Genomic DNA, 14384 nt, shown 5'->3' with positions numbered 1-14384 from the left:
CATGGCAGGTTCCCATACGTCCGACCGTGACGCGGTCACCCCGGGGCGCCCCTCCGCGGGCGCCCCGGGGGAGCCGGTCATCGTCTTCGACCACGTCAGCCGCGTCTACGCCGCCAAGAAGGGTGCCGGTGTGAAGGCCGTGGACGACGTCTCGCTCGCCGTGAACCGCGGCGAGGTCTTCGGCGTCATCGGCTTCTCCGGCGCCGGCAAGTCCACCCTGATCCGCATGATCAACGGGCTGGAGAAGCCGACGTCGGGCACCGTCACCGTGCTGGGCCAGCAGGTCTCCCACCTGTCCGAGGCGAAGCTGCGTCCGCTGCGCACCCGCATCGGCATGGTGTTCCAGCAGTTCAACCTGCTGACCTCCCGCACGGTGGCCGGGAACATCGAGTTCGCCCTGGACACGGCCGGCTGGCCGCGGTCCAAACGCCGCGCTCGCGTGGCGGAGCTGCTCGAGTTCGTCGGCCTGGCGGACAAGGCCAAGCACTACCCGGAGCAGCTCTCGGGCGGCCAGAAGCAGCGCGTCGGCATCGCCCGCGCCCTGGCCGCCGAGCCGGAGATCCTGCTCGCAGACGAGGCCACCAGCGCCCTGGATCCCTCGACGACGCACGAGGTGCTCTCCGTGCTGCGCCGCGTCAACGAGGAGCTCGGGGTCACGATCGTGGCCATCACCCACGAGATGGAGGTCATCCGCTCGATCGCCGACCGCGTCGCCGTGATGGACAGCGGCCGCGTGGTGGAGTCCGGCAAGGTCTACGACCTCTTCTCTCGGCCCGCCCACTCCGCCGACGCCGCGTCCTTCGTGGCCACGGCGCTCAAGGACCGGCCGAATGCCGAGGAGGTGGCCCGCATCCGGGCGCGCACCGAGGGTCGGCTGATCATGGTCTCGCTCAAGGACGCCGCCGCGGTGTCGGCCGTGCTCGGCACCGCGTCGACGCGCGGCGTCGGCTTCGAGATCGCCCACGGCGGCATGTCCGCCACCAAGGACTCCGCGTACGGCCTGCTCACCGTGGCGCTCACGGGTGAGCCCGCCGCGGTGGACGCGTTCGTCGCGGACCTGGCCGGCGCCGGGGACGTGCAGGAGGTGCAGCAGTGATCGACCGTTTCCAGAACCTCGACTGGGGGTACTACGGCCCCGAACTCCTGACCGCCGTGGGGGACACCCTCTACATGGTCGGCTGGGCGTTCGTCATCGGCGGCGTCCTCGGCCTGCTGGTCGGGCTCCTCCTCTACACCACGCGCCCGGGCGGCATCTTCGCCAACCGCGCCGTCTACCTGGTCACGAACTTCATCGTGAACCTCATCCGGCCCATCCCGTTCGTCATCCTCATCGCCGCCCTGCAGCCGCTGACCATCGCGGTGCTCGGCACCGGCATCGGCAACACCGCCGTGGTGTTCTGCATGATCTGGGCGTCCACGTTCGGCATCGCCCGCATCGTGGAGCAGAACCTCGTCTCCCTCGACCCCGGCGTGATCGAGGCCGCCCGCGCGATGGGCGCCTCACGCATGCGGATCGTGCGCACCGTGGTGCTGCCCGAGGCCCTCGGCCCGCTGATCCTCGGCTTCACATTCGTGATCATCTCGCTCGTGGACATGTCCGCCATGGCGGGCATCATCGGCGGCGGCGGCGTCGGCAACTTCGCCATCGTGGAGGGCTACAACCGGTTCCGTCCGGAGGTCACCTGGCTGGCCGTCGTCGTGGTGATCGTGTTCGTCCAGGCGCTGCAGCTGATCGGCAACGGCATCGCCCGCAAGGTCATGCGCCGCTGAACCCCGGCTCGGCCCACGCCGTGACGGCCGGTGACATCCCCGCGGGGACGTCACCGGCCGTCGTCGTCGTTCTGGCAGACTTCGGCCCATGACCGACATCACCTCCACCCCCGCGACCTCCGTCGCCGACGATCCCCTGGCCTTCTACGTCCGCCTCGGCGAGCCCACCGTGGACGCCGACGGCGTCCGCACCTCCCGCGTGCGCTCCACCGTGCACGCCCAGGGCGCATGGCGGGAAGAGGAGATGCACATGGCCGCCGTCTCGGGCCTGCTGCTGCACGAGGTCGCCGCGCACGAGACCACCCCCGGGCTGCGGGTGGGACGGCTCTCCTACGACATCCTGGGCACGCTCTGGTCGGGCGAGCTCGAGGTGGTCACGCGCACCCTGCGTCCGGGCCGGACCATCGAGCTCGTCGAGTCCGTGCTCCACGCCCGGGGCCGCACCGTGCTGACCCTGCGCGCCTGGCTGCTGTCCACCTCGGACACCTCCGCCGTCGCCCAGCTGCCGGACGAGCCCCTCCCGCCGCGCTCGCAGGCGCAGTCGCACAACGCGCTCCACGGATGGGGAGGCGGGTACATCGCCTCCCTCGACGGCGTCGTCCTGCCCGGCCACGGGCCGGGCCACGGCCGGGTGTGGCTCACCACGGACCGCAAGATGGTGGCGGGGGAGAGCACGAGCGACCTGGTGCGCCTGATCAGCCTCACCGATGCGGCCAACGGGATCGCCCCCGCCCTGCCGGCGAAGCCGGGCGGGTGGTTCTTCCCCAACGTGGACCTGCAGATCCACCTGTACCGCGAGCCCACCGGCCACTGGCTCGGCCTCGCGGGGCAGGTCACGGTGGGCCCGGACGGCGTGGGCCTGACCAGCACCGTCCTCCACGACGACGACGGCCCCTTCGCCCACGTCGAGCAGACCCTCACCCTGCGCTCCTGGCCGGTCGAGGGCGGCCTGTGAGCCCAGCTCCCCGGCTGCGCTGGGCCGTGCAGGAGCGGACCCTCGGGGCCGCTGAAGACCTCGACTGGGCCATGGGCGAGCTGGCCGTCTTCCGCGCCGCCGCGGCCGAGGGAAGGGCCCTCGACGATCTGATCCGCGTCTACGTGCCCGAACCGACGGTCGCGTTCGGCCAGCGCGACGCGCGGCTGCCCGGTTTCGCGGCCGCGGCTGCGGCGGCCCGGGCCCACGGCTTCGCGCCGGTGGTGCGCCGGGCCGGCGGGCGGGCGGCGGCCTACCATCACGGCTGCCTGGTGGTGGACCACCTGAGCCAGCAGGAGGACGCGGCACTCACCCAGCAGGCCCGGTTCGCCGAGTTCGCCGACCTGTTCGTGCGGGCGTTCGCGCGCATGGACGTGCCCGCCTCCGTGGGCGAGATCCCGGGGGAGTACTGCCCGGGTGAGTTCTCCGTGCAGGGTCCTGCGCCGACCTACCCGGTGAAGCTGGCCGGCTCCGCGCAGCGCGTGGTGAAGGGGGCGTTCCTGTTCTCCACCCACGTGGTGGTGTCCGACCCCGCCCCGCTGCGGGCCGTGCTCGTCGACGTCTACCGGGAGCTCGGCCTGGACATGGACCCCCGCACGGCGGGCGCGGCCGAGGACGTGCGTCCCGGGGTGAGCGTCCCCGCGTTCGCCGTGGCCCTGCGGGAGGAGTACACGGCGTGGGCCGCCGCCGCCGGGCTCGAGGTCGTGGACGAGCAGCTCGCCGTCCTCGGCGCGGGCACCGCCGGCTGAGGGCACGGGCGGCCCGGCTGCGGGCGGCCCGTCAGGCCGTGAGATCCGCGATGATCTCCCGCTTGCGTCGCGGGGTGAAGCCGGCCGCCACGGCCGCCGCCCGGCGCGCCGCGTCCGTCCGGTACAGGGACCAGCCCCGCTGCACGAGGAACGGCACGGGCTTGCGACGCTCGGCGACATCGCGCACGAACCGGCGGGCCGCCGTCGTGGTCCGCGCCTGGTCGATGTACCAGGCCGCGTAGCGGACTCCGGCCCGGTCCAGGGCGGCGGGCATGCGCTCGGCGAAGATGCCCTCCGCCACGATCACCCCGCCCGGCTCGAGCGCGACGGTGCTGTGCCCGCGGACGGAGGACGTGGAGATGTCGTAGTCGGGCACGCGCGTGGCGCCCTCCTCGAGCAGTTCGACGACGGCGTCCACCGCCGCCTGCTCATCCCATGTTCCGGGGTGGTCCCAGTCGATCTCGCCGTACGGGGTGCGCGGGAACGCGGGGCCGGGCCCGCCCGCGGCGCCGTCGTCGGACTGCGGACGGTAGAAGGCATCGAGCGAGAGGTGGGGCCGGCCGTGCCGCCGGGCCAGGTAGGACTTGCCGGAGCCCGACGCGCCGCCGAGCAGGATCACGGAGGGAGGGGGCGAGGCGGGGAGGATGGTCACGGGGGACCATTCTTCCCCACCTCGGCGCGTCCTCAGTGGCCGCGGTCGATCCACTCCTGCAGGTGCGGCCTCTCCGTGCCGATCGTGGTGGAGTCGCCGTGGCCGGTGTGGACCACGGTGGCCTCCGGCAGCGGGAGCAGGCGCTCGCGGATGGACTCGATGATCGTGTCGAAGTCCGAGTACGAGCGGCCGGTGGCGCCGGGCCCGCCCTGGAACAGGGTGTCGCCGGAGAACACGACGCCGGTCGGGGCGCCGTCGTCGCCGGCCTCGCCCAGGGCGGGGGCGTACAGGCAGACCGAGCCGGGGGAGTGGCCGGGGGTGTGCAGCACCCGCAGCTCGACGCCGGCCACGCGCAGGACGTCGCCCTCGGCGAGCGCGCCGTCGGGCTCCTCGTCGGGGAAGACGTCGTCCCAGAGCATGCGGTCTGCGGGGTGGAGCAGCACGGGGGCGTCCACCATCTGGCGGAACTCCTGGACCTGGCGGATGTGGTCGTCGTGGCCGTGGGTGAGGACGATGGCCAGCACCTGGCGGCCGTTCACCTTCTTCCAGACGGCCGAGGCGTCATGGGCCGGGTCGATGACGACGCACTGCTCCGCGCCGCCGACGATCCACACGTTGTTGTCCACGTCGAACGTCTCCCCGTCCAGGGAGAACGTGCCAGAGGTGACCAGGTGATCGATGCGCGCCATCAGAGCACCACCACCGAGCGCAGGACGTCGCCGGACTTCATCGTCTCGAAGGCCTCGTTCACCTCGTCGAGGGCGATGGTCTCCGTGACGAACTCGTCCAGCGGCAGGCGGCCCAGGCGGTACTGGTCCACGAGCATCGGGAAGTCGCGCTCCGGCAGGCAGTCGCCGTACCACGAGGACTTCAGCGCGCCGCCGCGGCCGAACACCTCCGGCAGGGGCAGCTTCAGCTCCATGCCGGGGGTGGGCACGCCCACCAGGACGACGCGGCCGGCCAGGTCCCGGGCGTAGAACGCCTGCTCGTAGGTCTCCGGGCGGCCGACCGCCTCGATGACCACGTCGGCACCGAAGCCGCCGGTCGCCGCGCGGATGGCCTCCACGGGGTCCTCGTCCTTCGAGTTCACGGTGTGGGTGGCGCCGAGCTCCTCAGCCTTGGCGAGCTTCTTGGCGTCGATGTCCACCGCGATGATCGTGGTGGCGCCGGCGAGCTTCGCCCCGGCGATCGTGGCCACGCCGACGCCGCCGCAGCCGATCACGGCCACGGACTCGCCGCGCTTGACCTCGCCGGTGTTGATGGCCGCGCCGATGCCGGCCATGATCCCGCAGCCGAGCAGGCCGACCGCGGCCTGTTCCTCGGGCGTGTCGACGCCGTCGACCTGGGTGCACTGCTTGGCGTGGACGAGCGTCTTGTCCGCGAACGCCCCGATGCCCAGGGCCGGGGACAGCTCCGTGCCGTCCTCCAGGGTCATCTTCTGGGTCGCGTTGTGGGTGTTAAAGCAGTACTTCGGTTCGCCCTTCCGGCACGCGCGGCACTCGCCGCACACGGCGCGCCAGTTGAGGATCACGGTGTCGCCGACCTTGACGTGGTCGACGCCCTCGCCGATCGCGGAGACCACACCCGTGGCCTCGTGGCCGAGCAGGTACGGGTACTCGTCGCCGATCCCGCCCTGCTGGTAGTGCAGATCCGTGTGGCAGACGCCGCAGGTCTTGATGTCGACGACGGCCTCGCCGGGTCCCGGATCGGGGATGACGATGGTCTCGATGGTGACGGGGGCGTCCTTCGCCATGGCGACGACGCCGCGGACCTTCTGGGACACGTTGTTCCTCCTGGTGGTGGGGATCTGCCCGATGCCGCGCATGCGTGGGGCGGCGCGACGTGCGGGCTCGTTCTGCCCATCCCATCACAGGTGTCTGTGCGACGCATCGGTGAGCAGCCGGGGGGCCTGGTGTGTGGTGTCGCCGCGGCGGCCGGGGGAGACTGCAACCTGACCCGCAACACCGATGTGAACGGAGGGGCGAACCGTGGCAGGACAGGGCAGAGACGAGGACGAGGCGTACGAAGCTCCGGAGGCTCCAGCCGGGGCTCCGGCCGGTGCCCGGAACGGCACCGGGGCGCTCGCTCAGTGGCGCATCCCACTGGTGGGGCTGCTGATCGGCGTCGGCCTGGGGGTGGTGTTCGGACTGGGCACCGAAAGGCCCTGGGGCACTGTGCTCGGCTGCGCGATGATGGGCTTCGCCCTCGGCATCGCGTGGATGTATGTCGAGCGTGGCCGGGACGGGAGGGACCGCTGACGTGTGCGGCCGCTACGTGATGGCCCGCGCCACGAGCGACCTGGTGGCCCTGGGCGATGCCGAGACGAATGAGGAGCTGGTGCTGCGCCAGAGCTGGAACGTGGCGCCGACAGCCGAGGTGCCGATCCTCGTGGCGCATGCGGACGACGGCGGCGCCGGAGTGACCCGGCGGATCCACGTGGCCCGCTGGGGCCTGGTGCCGCCGTGGGCGGAGGAGCTGTCCGTGGGGTCCCGTGCGTTCAACGCGCGCTCGGAGACCGTGGCCTCCAAGCCGACGTTCCGGGCCGCCGTCCGCGCCCGCCGCTGCGCTGTGCCGGTGGAGGGCTACTACGAGTGGAAGACGCCGGAGCCTGGCGCCAAGGGCCCCGACGGGCGGGCCGCGAAGAAGCAGCCCTACTACGTGCACCCGGCCGGGGCCGGGGACGGCGAGGGGCCGGTCATCTGGTTCGCCGGCCTGTACGAGTGGTGGCAGGACCCCGAGGCCCAGGCCGCGGGGGAGGACGCCTGGGTCCTCTCGACGACGATCCTCACCATGGCCGCACCCGACGCGGACGACGACGAGCCGGTGCTCGCCGCACTCGGCCAGCTGCACGACCGGATGCCCGTGCCCATGGACGCCGAGACGATGGACCGGTGGCTCGCCCCGGACACGCTCGGGTCTGCCGAAGAAGCCGACGCCCTCGTGGGCGAGGTGTGCGCCGGCGCGTACGACGTCGCGGCGGGCTGGTCGCTGCGGCCCGTGGAGGGCGCCGTGGGGAACGTCCGGAACAACGGGCCGGAGTTGATCCAGGAGATGAGAGAGCAGCAGGGCACGCTGCTCTGAGGGACGGGGCGACGGGGATGACCTGCCCGTGAGGCGCGGGAACGCGGTGCCGCGGCACCGTGATCGGATCGAGACGGATCCGAGACCGTCCTGAACTCCCCCTGAGAATGGGCTCTGCGTAGCGTGGGTGTCACCGGGCCGGCGCGAGCGCCGCATCTTTCGGCGGGGTGCCACGGTGAGGCCGGAGACGGTCATCTCCTGTTCACCCTGTCCGTGGACGGCACCCCGGTGGCCGCCGCTCTCTACGATGAGGCTGCCGGCACTCCGGAGGGCAACATAGGCCCCTCTGCCGGGCTCGTCTACGCGTGGGGCGAGCACAGCCTGGCCGACCCCGTGTTCGGGGACTACCCCGAGCGGTTCCTCACGCTGGAGCACGCCGAGCCGGGCGTGCTGCTGCCGTTCCGGTCCGAAGGCCTGGGCGACGACGCGGCGGTTGCGGAACTCTCGTGGGGTCCGCGCTGGGGTGCCCTCTGGCGCGACACCACGGTGGACTCCTTCACCGGGTTTCACTACCTCGCTGATGCGACATACCCGACCGACGACCGCCTCGTCCTCGACTGGTCGCTGGACGGGATGACCAAGAGTGAGGACGTCATCATCACCCAGGACGCGGCGCGGTCCGACGTCTTCGCGCTCGTCGAGTTGCTCGCGGACGGGCAGAAGCCCCGGGCCCTGAACGTGCCGGCGGGGGAGGACGCCCCGTCTCCCGGCGAGGCGGACCCGGTGCCGCCCGCCGAGCAGGAGCCCGTCGACACTCCGGCGCCCGTGGCCGGGGAGGAGCCGAGAGAGGGAACGGGCGAGGAGGAGACCCACACGACCCCGGACACGGTCGAGACCGGGCGCGAGGTTCCGGCGGGCGCGCTCGGAGCGCTCGCGGCCCTCGGCGCGGGACTCGTGCTCATGGCCCGGGGGCGGGTGCGCCGGGTCTGACACACCCGGCCGACGAGGGGGCCGCGGGGCGGTGGACGGGAGACCGTCGGCCGCCCCGCGGTCTGTGCTCAGCCGGCCGGAGCGGATTCGATGGGGCCGGTGCAGCCCCAGGCTGAGGAGTCGACGCTGCAGTCATCGGCGACATTGCGGGTGATGGTGCGCCAGATGTTCGCGGTGACGGGGGCCGAGTCGAGGCTGATGGTGCCCGGGATGAGCACCCACTCGCCCCCGGCCTCCCGGTATTCGCCGATGTACACGGTGGTGAGGCGGACCGTGTACTGCCCGGTGTCCTCGTACACGTGGCTCGTGGGGGTGGGGACGTTGAACTCCGGCTGGCTCTGGCCTGCGATCGAGGTGGTTTTGGTGGGGGAGCCGTCCCCGTAATCCCAGTGGAAGCTCACCGGCGTGGCGCGGAGTTCGACCTCGACCCCGTTGAGGGTGGTGACGAGCGTGCGCGTCTCGGCGTCTGCGTAGAAGTTGGTCTCCGCATTGCGGATCCCGCGTCCGCCGTTGTCCGACCGGATCTCAGGCTCCAGCACGAGGAGCGTGCGGACCTCGTCGATGGAGACGGGCGGGGCGCCGTTGCTGGAGGCCTTGGCCGTCCAACATTTGGGGGCGCCATAGATGGGATTCGCATCAGGTTGACGAGTATCTGTCGTCTGTGCGCGGATCCATGAGCCTTCGGGGCAGAAGTTCGCCTCTTGCTCTCGGCAACTCTCGAAATCCGGATTGCCCAGCTGCCCTGAGAAGCATGCACTGACCGTCTTGTGCTCCAGGTGGGAGTCTCTGCCAGAGTCTCGACTCCTGCTCCCCGCGGTCACAGCACTTTTGCGATCAGGCCTTTTTTCATTACGACAGTGAGACGTTCCATCAAAAGAGTCTGATCGAGCGGAATAATTGATATTCGTTGATTTGCAGGTGGCGGAGGAAGGCGAAGTGACAGCCCAGGCGCTTGTCGCTCCGACACTAGCTAGCGTGATAGCCGCTGCCATAGCAATCAGTGTCTGGTGCTTCATTGAGACGGGTCTCCACCCTCGTAGGTCATTTCATCAATCACCCAGCGGCCGTTGTTGGTGTCGTAGGAGACCTCTACTAGCCAGGGCTGCTTTGACGCATGTGCGACTCGGGCGTCCTCTGGAATGGAGCCATCACTGGAATACCCGGTCCCGTCTTCAGTTGTGATGAGCAACGTCGAGATGTACCCGTTCTCCGACTGTGCAGTGAGCATCGAGTCAATTCGAGGTTCCGTGCCGGTGTACCAGCCACCATCCTTATAAATTCCATCAATGCTCTCGCTGCGGACCGAACAGAACTCGCAATACTCGCTGTAGAGAGAGTCGATGAGTTCCGTATCTCCGGTCTGCTCGGCGTAGTAGTGCGCGTCCCAGAAATAGCGAATTGCCGCCTCGGCGCCCTCCTTGGTCTCTTCCTTCATGGCGGCGGGCATCTCTGGCTTGGGCACATTCTGAGCGGGACCGTCGGCAGACGCGGGCACGTATTCGCCGGACCCGCTCTCCGTGGCCGTGGGGGATGAGCTGACACCCGCGGTCTCGCTCGTGCTCGCGGACGTCTCGACGGCGGGCTTGGCGGACGAGGGCGACGTCGTCGACGACTCGGCGGGCTCGGACTGTCCGCCGCAGGCGGTCAGTGTGAGCGCCAAGGCCACGCTGAGCGTGCCCGCCTGGGCGAATCGGTGGCGGCGCAGGGCGCGCCCGGGTGCGGTGAGAGACATTTCCCCTCCAACTGGACGTCCGTCGTGTGTCCGCGCCTCCCGCGCTGATCCCGCAGCGCGGTGCCCGTGGCATGCGAGGCCCGGTTGGTTCGGAGTATACGCAGACGGATTGTGGTCCTGCTCGCATTGTCCACAGGACCGTGCCGGCGCACTTCTTCCGGCCCAGAGGCGATTTTCTCGTGCACGTGCGCCCCAGGGTCGGGTTCGAGACCCACGGCCAGGACTCGGCCAGCCGGCCTCACGAAAGGGCGTTCCCGGCCTCGCCCGTCTCGGGGTCATGCGTCCTTAACGTGTCCGGCGGCTGCCCTACGTTCGCACCCATCGTATTCGAACACATGTTCGAGTACGATCGGGGGTGCGGCCCCACCTTCCCACTTCTTCCCCGCGTCCGGTGCGCCGGACGGGCCGCGCTCCCATCGCCCGACGGCACCCCGTCGTCGGTTCGGTCAGCAGTGCACAGGGAGAGAAGCAGAATGGGAGTCCTCACACAGTCGGTGGCGGTGGAGTGCGGGGCAGACGGCACCCCGCAGGGGCTGCGCTGGAACGGGCGGGACTACGTCCTCGCGGAGCGCCCCGTGCGCTGGTTCGAGCGGCGCCGCTGGTGGGCGGAGGAGGTCCGCGCGGAGAAGGGTCGCGGCGCCGGTCTCGTCGACCACGAGATGTGGCGGCTGCAGGTCCGCCTGGCCCGGGCCGGTGCCGCGCCCCTGCAGACCCTTGACGTCGCCCACCACCTGGACTCCGGCCGGTGGCGGCTCGTGCGCGTCCACGAGCACGCCCAGGACCTGAGGCGGTCGGCATGAGCCAGGCCGCCGCGGCCGGACGCACCATCGCACCCTTCGCCCACCTGCACGTCGCCTCCGCGTTCAGTGCCCACTACGGGGCCAGCTGGCCCGAGGACCTCGTGGCCGCCGCCGCGGCCGCGGACATGGACCTGCTGGCCTGCACCGACCGGGACGGGCTCTACGGCATGGCCAAGCACGTGGGCGCCTGCCTGCGCCACGGCATCACCCCGATCGTGGGCGTGGACCTGGCCGTCCGGTGGAGCGAGGACGAGGACGCCGGCCGCGTGGTCGTGCTCGCCCGAGGCGGCTGTCATGGCTCCGGCTACCGCTCCCTGTGCGAGCTCGTCTCCGCCGCCCACGCCCGCACCACCGGGGGAGCGGCGGGCGGCAGCCCCTGGGCCAGCGTCGCCGAGCTCGCCGCCGCGGCGGCCGGCCGGGTCCCCACCGCCGCCAACCGGGACAACCCGCCCACCCCCGAGCTGTTCGTCCTCCTCGGCCCGGACTCGGACGTCGGCCGCCACCTGGCCCGCCGCCGGTACGCGGCCGGCCTCGCCGCTCTGCGCCGCTGGAAGGCGGCCCTGCCCGCAGGCAGCCCCCACGCCGACGTCGTCACCCACCTCTCCGCCCCCGGCCGCCGCCTCGACACCGGGCACGCCGTGAAGACCCTCCGCGCCGCCCGCCAGGCCCGCATCCCCGCCGTCCTGACCAACGCCGTGCGCTACGCGGCCCCGGACGGCGCCGCCACCGCGGACGTCCTCGACGCCGTCCGCGCCCTCAGCTCCCTCGACGCCCTCCACGACCTGCAGCCCAACGGACAGGGCTGGCTCAAGCCCACCGCCGCCATGCACCGCATCGCCCACGAGGTCGCCTCCGCCGCCGACGACCGCCCCGCCCCCCTGCTCGAGGCCACCCGCCGCCTCGCCGAGGCCTGCGCGATCGACCCCGAGACCGACCTCGGCTGGGGTGTGCCCCGCGTCCCCGAGGCCGCCGTCATCGGCATCGACGGCCCCCCGGAGCACGTGCTGCGCGAGCGCACCCGCGCCGGCCTCCTCGCCCGCTACCCCCACCTCCACACCGGGGGAGGCCTCCCCGGCACCAGCCAGGCGGCCCGGGACCTGCAGGACCGCGCCGAGCACGAGCTCGGCATCATCACCCGACTCGGCTTCTCCTCCTACTTCCTCACCGTGGCCGCCGTCGTGGACCTCATCGAGGGCATGGGCATCCGCGTGGCCGCCCGCGGCTCCGGCGCCTCCTCCCTCGTCAACCACGCCCTGCGCATCTCCCATGTCGACCCCATGGCCAACGGCCTGATCATGGAGCGCTTCCTCTCCACCGACCGCTCCACCCTCCCGGACATCGACATCGACGTGGAGTCCGCCCGCCGCCACGAGATCTACCACGCCGTCGTCGAGCGCTTCGGCGCCGAGCGCACCACCCTCATGAGCATGCAGAACGCCTACCGGGCCCGCGGCGCCGTCCGCGACGCCGGCCTCGCCCTCGGCATGCCCGAACCCGAGGTGGACGCCATCGCCAAGCAGCTCTGGCGCTTCTCCGCCTCGAACTTCCGCGAGGCCCTCCAGCGCATGCCCGAACTCGGCGGCCTCTCCCGCCGCATCGAGTCCGGCCGCGCCGAGGGCGACCGCCAGCTGGACCTGCTCGTCGACCTCACCGAACGCCTCGACCGCCTGCCCCGCCACATCTCCATGCACCCCTGCGGCGTCATCCTCGGCGACGCCACCCTGCTGCACCGCACCCCCGTCCAGCCCTCCGGCATGGGCCTGCCCATGAGCCAGTTCGACAAGCACGACATGGACCCCATGGGCTTCCTCAAGCTCGACATCCTCGGCGTGCGCATGCAGTCCGCCATCGCCTACACGATCGCCGAGGTCGAACGCACCACGGGCGAGCGCATCGACCTCGAACAGGTGCCCCTCGACGACGACGCCACCTACGCGATGATCCGCACCACCCACACCCTCGGCTGCTTCCAGATCGAGTCCCCGGGCCAGCGCGAACTCGTCGGCAAACTCGCCCCCCGCGAGTTCAACGACCTCACCGTGGACATCTCCCTCTTCCGCCCCGGCCCCATGCAGTCCGACATGGTCCGGCCCTTCCTCGAACAGCGGCACGGCTGGGCACCCGCCCACTACCCGCACCCCGACCTGCGGCCCGTCCTCGCCGAGACCCACGGGGTCACCGTCTTCCACGAACAGGTCCTGCGCACCATGGACGTCATGACCGGCTGCGGACTGGCCCGCGCCGACGAGCACCGCCGCCTCCTCGGCGGCCCGCAGGAACACCTCGTCGAAGAGGCCTTCCGCACCGGCGCCCTCGCCCGCGGCTACTCCCTCGACGTCATCGACGAGGTCTGGGCCACCCTCTCCGCCTTCGGCTCCTTCGGCTTCTGCAAGGCCCACGGCGCCGCCTTCGCCGTCCCCACCTACCACTCCGCCTGGCTCAAGACCCACCACCCCGCCGCCTTCATGGCCGCCATCCTCGAACACGACCCCGGCATGTACCCCGCCCGCCTCATGGTCGCCGAGGCCCGCCGCATGGGCATCCCCGTCCTCCCCGTGGACGTCAACGCCTCCTCCCGCCACGTCCACGTCGAATGGGTCCCCGCCCACCCCGAGGTCGACGACGGCGCCCCCGGCCGCTGGGGCATCCGCCTGCCCCTCACCAGCCTCTCCGGACTCAGCGAAGCCGAGACCGACCGCCTCGACGCCGGCCGCCCCTACCGCTCCCTCGCCGACGTCCGCGACCGCGCCCGCCCCACCGCCCGCAACCTCGAACGCCTCGCCCAGCTCGGCGCCCTCGACTGCCTCCTCCCACCCGGCGGCGCCTCCCGCACCGACCTCGTCCACCACCTCGAACTCCAGCACTCCACCACCCGCGGCACCGCCCCCGGCCGCACCGCCCCGCGCTCGCGGTCCGCCCGTCCACGGCAGGTGGAGGGCCAGCTGGCCCTGGACCTGCCGGACACCGAGCTCACCGCCCTCGCCCCGCTCTTCCCGGACCCGGGCCCGGCCGCCCGGGTCCGCACCGAGCTGGAGCTCACCGCCCTGGACGTCACCGCCCACCTCATGGACTCCCACGCCCCGTATCTGGACGCGCTCGGCGTCACCCGGGCGAAGGACCTGCTCGGGCTGCGCACGCAGTCCCGGGTGCTCGTGGCCGGGGTGCGTGTGGCCACCCAGACCCCGCCCATGCGCAGCGGCAAGCGGGTGGTGTTCCTCTCCGTGGACGACGGCACCGGCTGCGTGGACGCCTCCTTCTTCACCGAGGCCCAGCACGCCTCCGGGGAGATGCTCTTCTCCGCCCGCCTCCTGCTGATCGAGGGCACCGTCCGGCGCACCGGTGACCGGGCCGTGTCCGTCCAGGCCGTGCGCGCCTGGGACCTGCACCGGCCCGAGACGCTCCCGGACCCCGACTACCTGGACGCCACCCGGCAGCAGTGGCGGGACTGGCTCGCGGCGGACCGCCGAGCCGCCGCCGCGCGCCGCAGCGGCCGGGCGGGCACCGGGGCGCAGCCCCTGCCGGACATCCCGCACCACGGCACGGGCGGCTGGCCCGTGAAGGTGCGCACCGACGTCGGGCCGGCCGGCGGGGCCCGCCCCGGCCGCACGGCACCCGATCGGCCCGCTCCGGAGCACACCCCGATCCCGGTGCCCCACCCGGAGACGTGGGAGCTGCTGCCCACCCCGGACAGATGAGA

14 protein-coding genes are annotated in these 14384 nt (G+C 72.0%); 9 read left to right on the top strand and 5 right to left on the bottom strand.

What is annotated here, in order from left to right:
• Position 1: 1 nt before the first annotated feature.
• From AUV08_RS02975 to AUV08_RS02960, 4 genes are all read left to right on the top strand, one after another.
• Positions 2-1096 carry a methionine ABC transporter ATP-binding protein gene (locus tag AUV08_RS02975; protein ID WP_084785995.1) on the top strand — a complete coding sequence of 365 codons (1095 nt, stop codon included), beginning with the start codon at positions 2-4 and terminating at the stop codon, positions 1094-1096.
• Positions 1093-1770, top strand: coding sequence for a methionine ABC transporter permease (locus tag AUV08_RS02970; protein ID WP_061867741.1), 678 nt, complete (start codon positions 1093-1095; stop codon positions 1768-1770). The genes AUV08_RS02975 and AUV08_RS02970 overlap by 4 nt, the downstream gene beginning before the upstream one ends.
• Before the next feature lie 88 nt (positions 1771-1858).
• Complete coding sequence (locus AUV08_RS02965) at positions 1859-2725, top strand: thioesterase family protein (RefSeq protein ID WP_061867740.1); 867 nt, start codon at positions 1859-1861, stop codon at positions 2723-2725.
• Positions 2722-3492: a lipoate--protein ligase family protein gene (locus AUV08_RS02960; RefSeq protein ID WP_044659655.1), complete on the top strand. Its 771-nt coding sequence runs from the start codon at positions 2722-2724 to the stop codon at positions 3490-3492. Before AUV08_RS02965 ends, AUV08_RS02960 begins: the two co-directional genes overlap by 4 nt.
• 31 nt (positions 3493-3523) lie before the next feature.
• On the opposite strand, the gene AUV08_RS02955 is transcribed toward AUV08_RS02960, so the two are convergent.
• The 3 genes from AUV08_RS02955 to AUV08_RS02945 are packed head-to-tail and all read right to left on the bottom strand — an operon-like array spanning position 3524 to position 5927.
• A complete protein-coding gene (locus AUV08_RS02955) occupies positions 3524-4144 on the bottom strand; it encodes a uridine kinase (protein ID WP_061867739.1) in 621 nt (206 codons plus the stop codon).
• A 32-nt stretch (positions 4145-4176) separates the two neighbouring features.
• Positions 4177-4833, bottom strand: coding sequence for an MBL fold metallo-hydrolase (locus AUV08_RS02950; protein ID WP_061867738.1), 657 nt, complete (start codon positions 4831-4833; stop codon positions 4177-4179).
• Complete coding sequence (locus AUV08_RS02945; RefSeq protein ID WP_061867737.1) at positions 4833-5927, bottom strand: S-(hydroxymethyl)mycothiol dehydrogenase; 1095 nt, start codon at positions 5925-5927, stop codon at positions 4833-4835. Before AUV08_RS02945 ends, AUV08_RS02950 begins: the two co-directional genes overlap by 1 nt.
• Before the next feature lie 205 nt (positions 5928-6132).
• Here AUV08_RS02945 and AUV08_RS02940 point away from each other — a divergent pair, with 205 nt between their 5' ends.
• The 3 genes from AUV08_RS02940 (at position 6133) to AUV08_RS12135 (ending at position 8155) form a co-directional block, all read left to right on the top strand.
• Complete coding sequence (locus AUV08_RS02940) at positions 6133-6402, top strand: hypothetical protein (protein WP_041102747.1); 270 nt, start codon at positions 6133-6135, stop codon at positions 6400-6402.
• Position 6403: 1 nt separating this feature from the next.
• Positions 6404-7225 (top strand): SOS response-associated peptidase, encoded by an 822-nt coding sequence (locus AUV08_RS02935; protein ID WP_041102748.1) that lies wholly within the window; start codon positions 6404-6406, stop codon positions 7223-7225.
• A gap of 213 nt (positions 7226-7438) precedes the next feature.
• Positions 7439-8155 carry a hypothetical protein gene (locus AUV08_RS12135; RefSeq protein ID WP_231862121.1) on the top strand — a complete coding sequence of 239 codons (717 nt, stop codon included), beginning with the start codon at positions 7439-7441 and terminating at the stop codon, positions 8153-8155.
• Between the two features lie 68 nt (positions 8156-8223).
• Here AUV08_RS12135 and AUV08_RS02920 read toward each other — a convergent pair whose 3' ends face one another.
• Complete coding sequence (locus tag AUV08_RS02920; RefSeq protein ID WP_061867735.1) at positions 8224-8694, bottom strand: PKD domain-containing protein; 471 nt, start codon at positions 8692-8694, stop codon at positions 8224-8226.
• A 473-nt stretch (positions 8695-9167) separates the two neighbouring features.
• On the bottom strand, positions 9168-9887 hold the full coding sequence (locus AUV08_RS02915) for a DUF6318 family protein (protein ID WP_061867734.1): 720 nt from the start codon (positions 9885-9887) through the stop codon (positions 9168-9170).
• Between the two features lie 473 nt (positions 9888-10360).
• Between AUV08_RS02915 and AUV08_RS02910 the strand changes: the two genes are divergently transcribed.
• Together AUV08_RS02910 and AUV08_RS02905 are read left to right on the top strand one after the other, a co-directional pair.
• On the top strand, positions 10361-10687 hold the full coding sequence (locus AUV08_RS02910; RefSeq protein ID WP_036338972.1) for a DUF6504 family protein: 327 nt from the start codon (positions 10361-10363) through the stop codon (positions 10685-10687).
• The gene (locus tag AUV08_RS02905; RefSeq protein WP_061867733.1) at positions 10684-14382 is read left to right on the top strand and encodes a DNA polymerase III subunit alpha; all 3699 of its coding nucleotides are present in this window, start codon (positions 10684-10686) and stop codon (positions 14380-14382) included. Before AUV08_RS02910 ends, AUV08_RS02905 begins: the two co-directional genes overlap by 4 nt.
• Positions 14383-14384: the final 2 nt, after the last annotated feature.

The organism is Micrococcus sp. CH7 (genome assembly GCF_001595485.1).
GTDB classification, from domain to species: Bacteria; Actinomycetota; Actinomycetes; order Actinomycetales; family Micrococcaceae; genus Micrococcus; species Micrococcus luteus.
The sequence above is the reverse complement of the archived record's forward strand: the minus strand, read 5'-3'. Positions and strand labels throughout refer to the sequence as shown.

Bases quoted from the DNA above. Each gene is read 5' to 3' on its own strand.
- AUV08_RS02975 (WP_084785995.1), top strand. From the start codon at position 2: ATGGCAGGTTCCCATACGTCCGACCGTGACGCGGTCACCCCGGGGCGC.
- AUV08_RS02965 (WP_061867740.1), top strand. From the start codon at position 1,859: ATGACCGACATCACCTCCACCCCCGCGACCTCCGTCGCCGACGATCCC.
- AUV08_RS02950 (WP_061867738.1), bottom strand. From the start codon at position 4,833: ATGGCGCGCATCGATCACCTGGTCACCTCTGGCACGTTCTCCCTGGAC.
- AUV08_RS02915 (WP_061867734.1), bottom strand. From the start codon at position 9,887: ATGTCTCTCACCGCACCCGGGCGCGCCCTGCGCCGCCACCGATTCGCC.
- AUV08_RS02910 (WP_036338972.1), top strand. From the start codon at position 10,361: ATGGGAGTCCTCACACAGTCGGTGGCGGTGGAGTGCGGGGCAGACGGC.
- AUV08_RS02905 (WP_061867733.1), top strand. From the start codon at position 10,684: ATGAGCCAGGCCGCCGCGGCCGGACGCACCATCGCACCCTTCGCCCAC.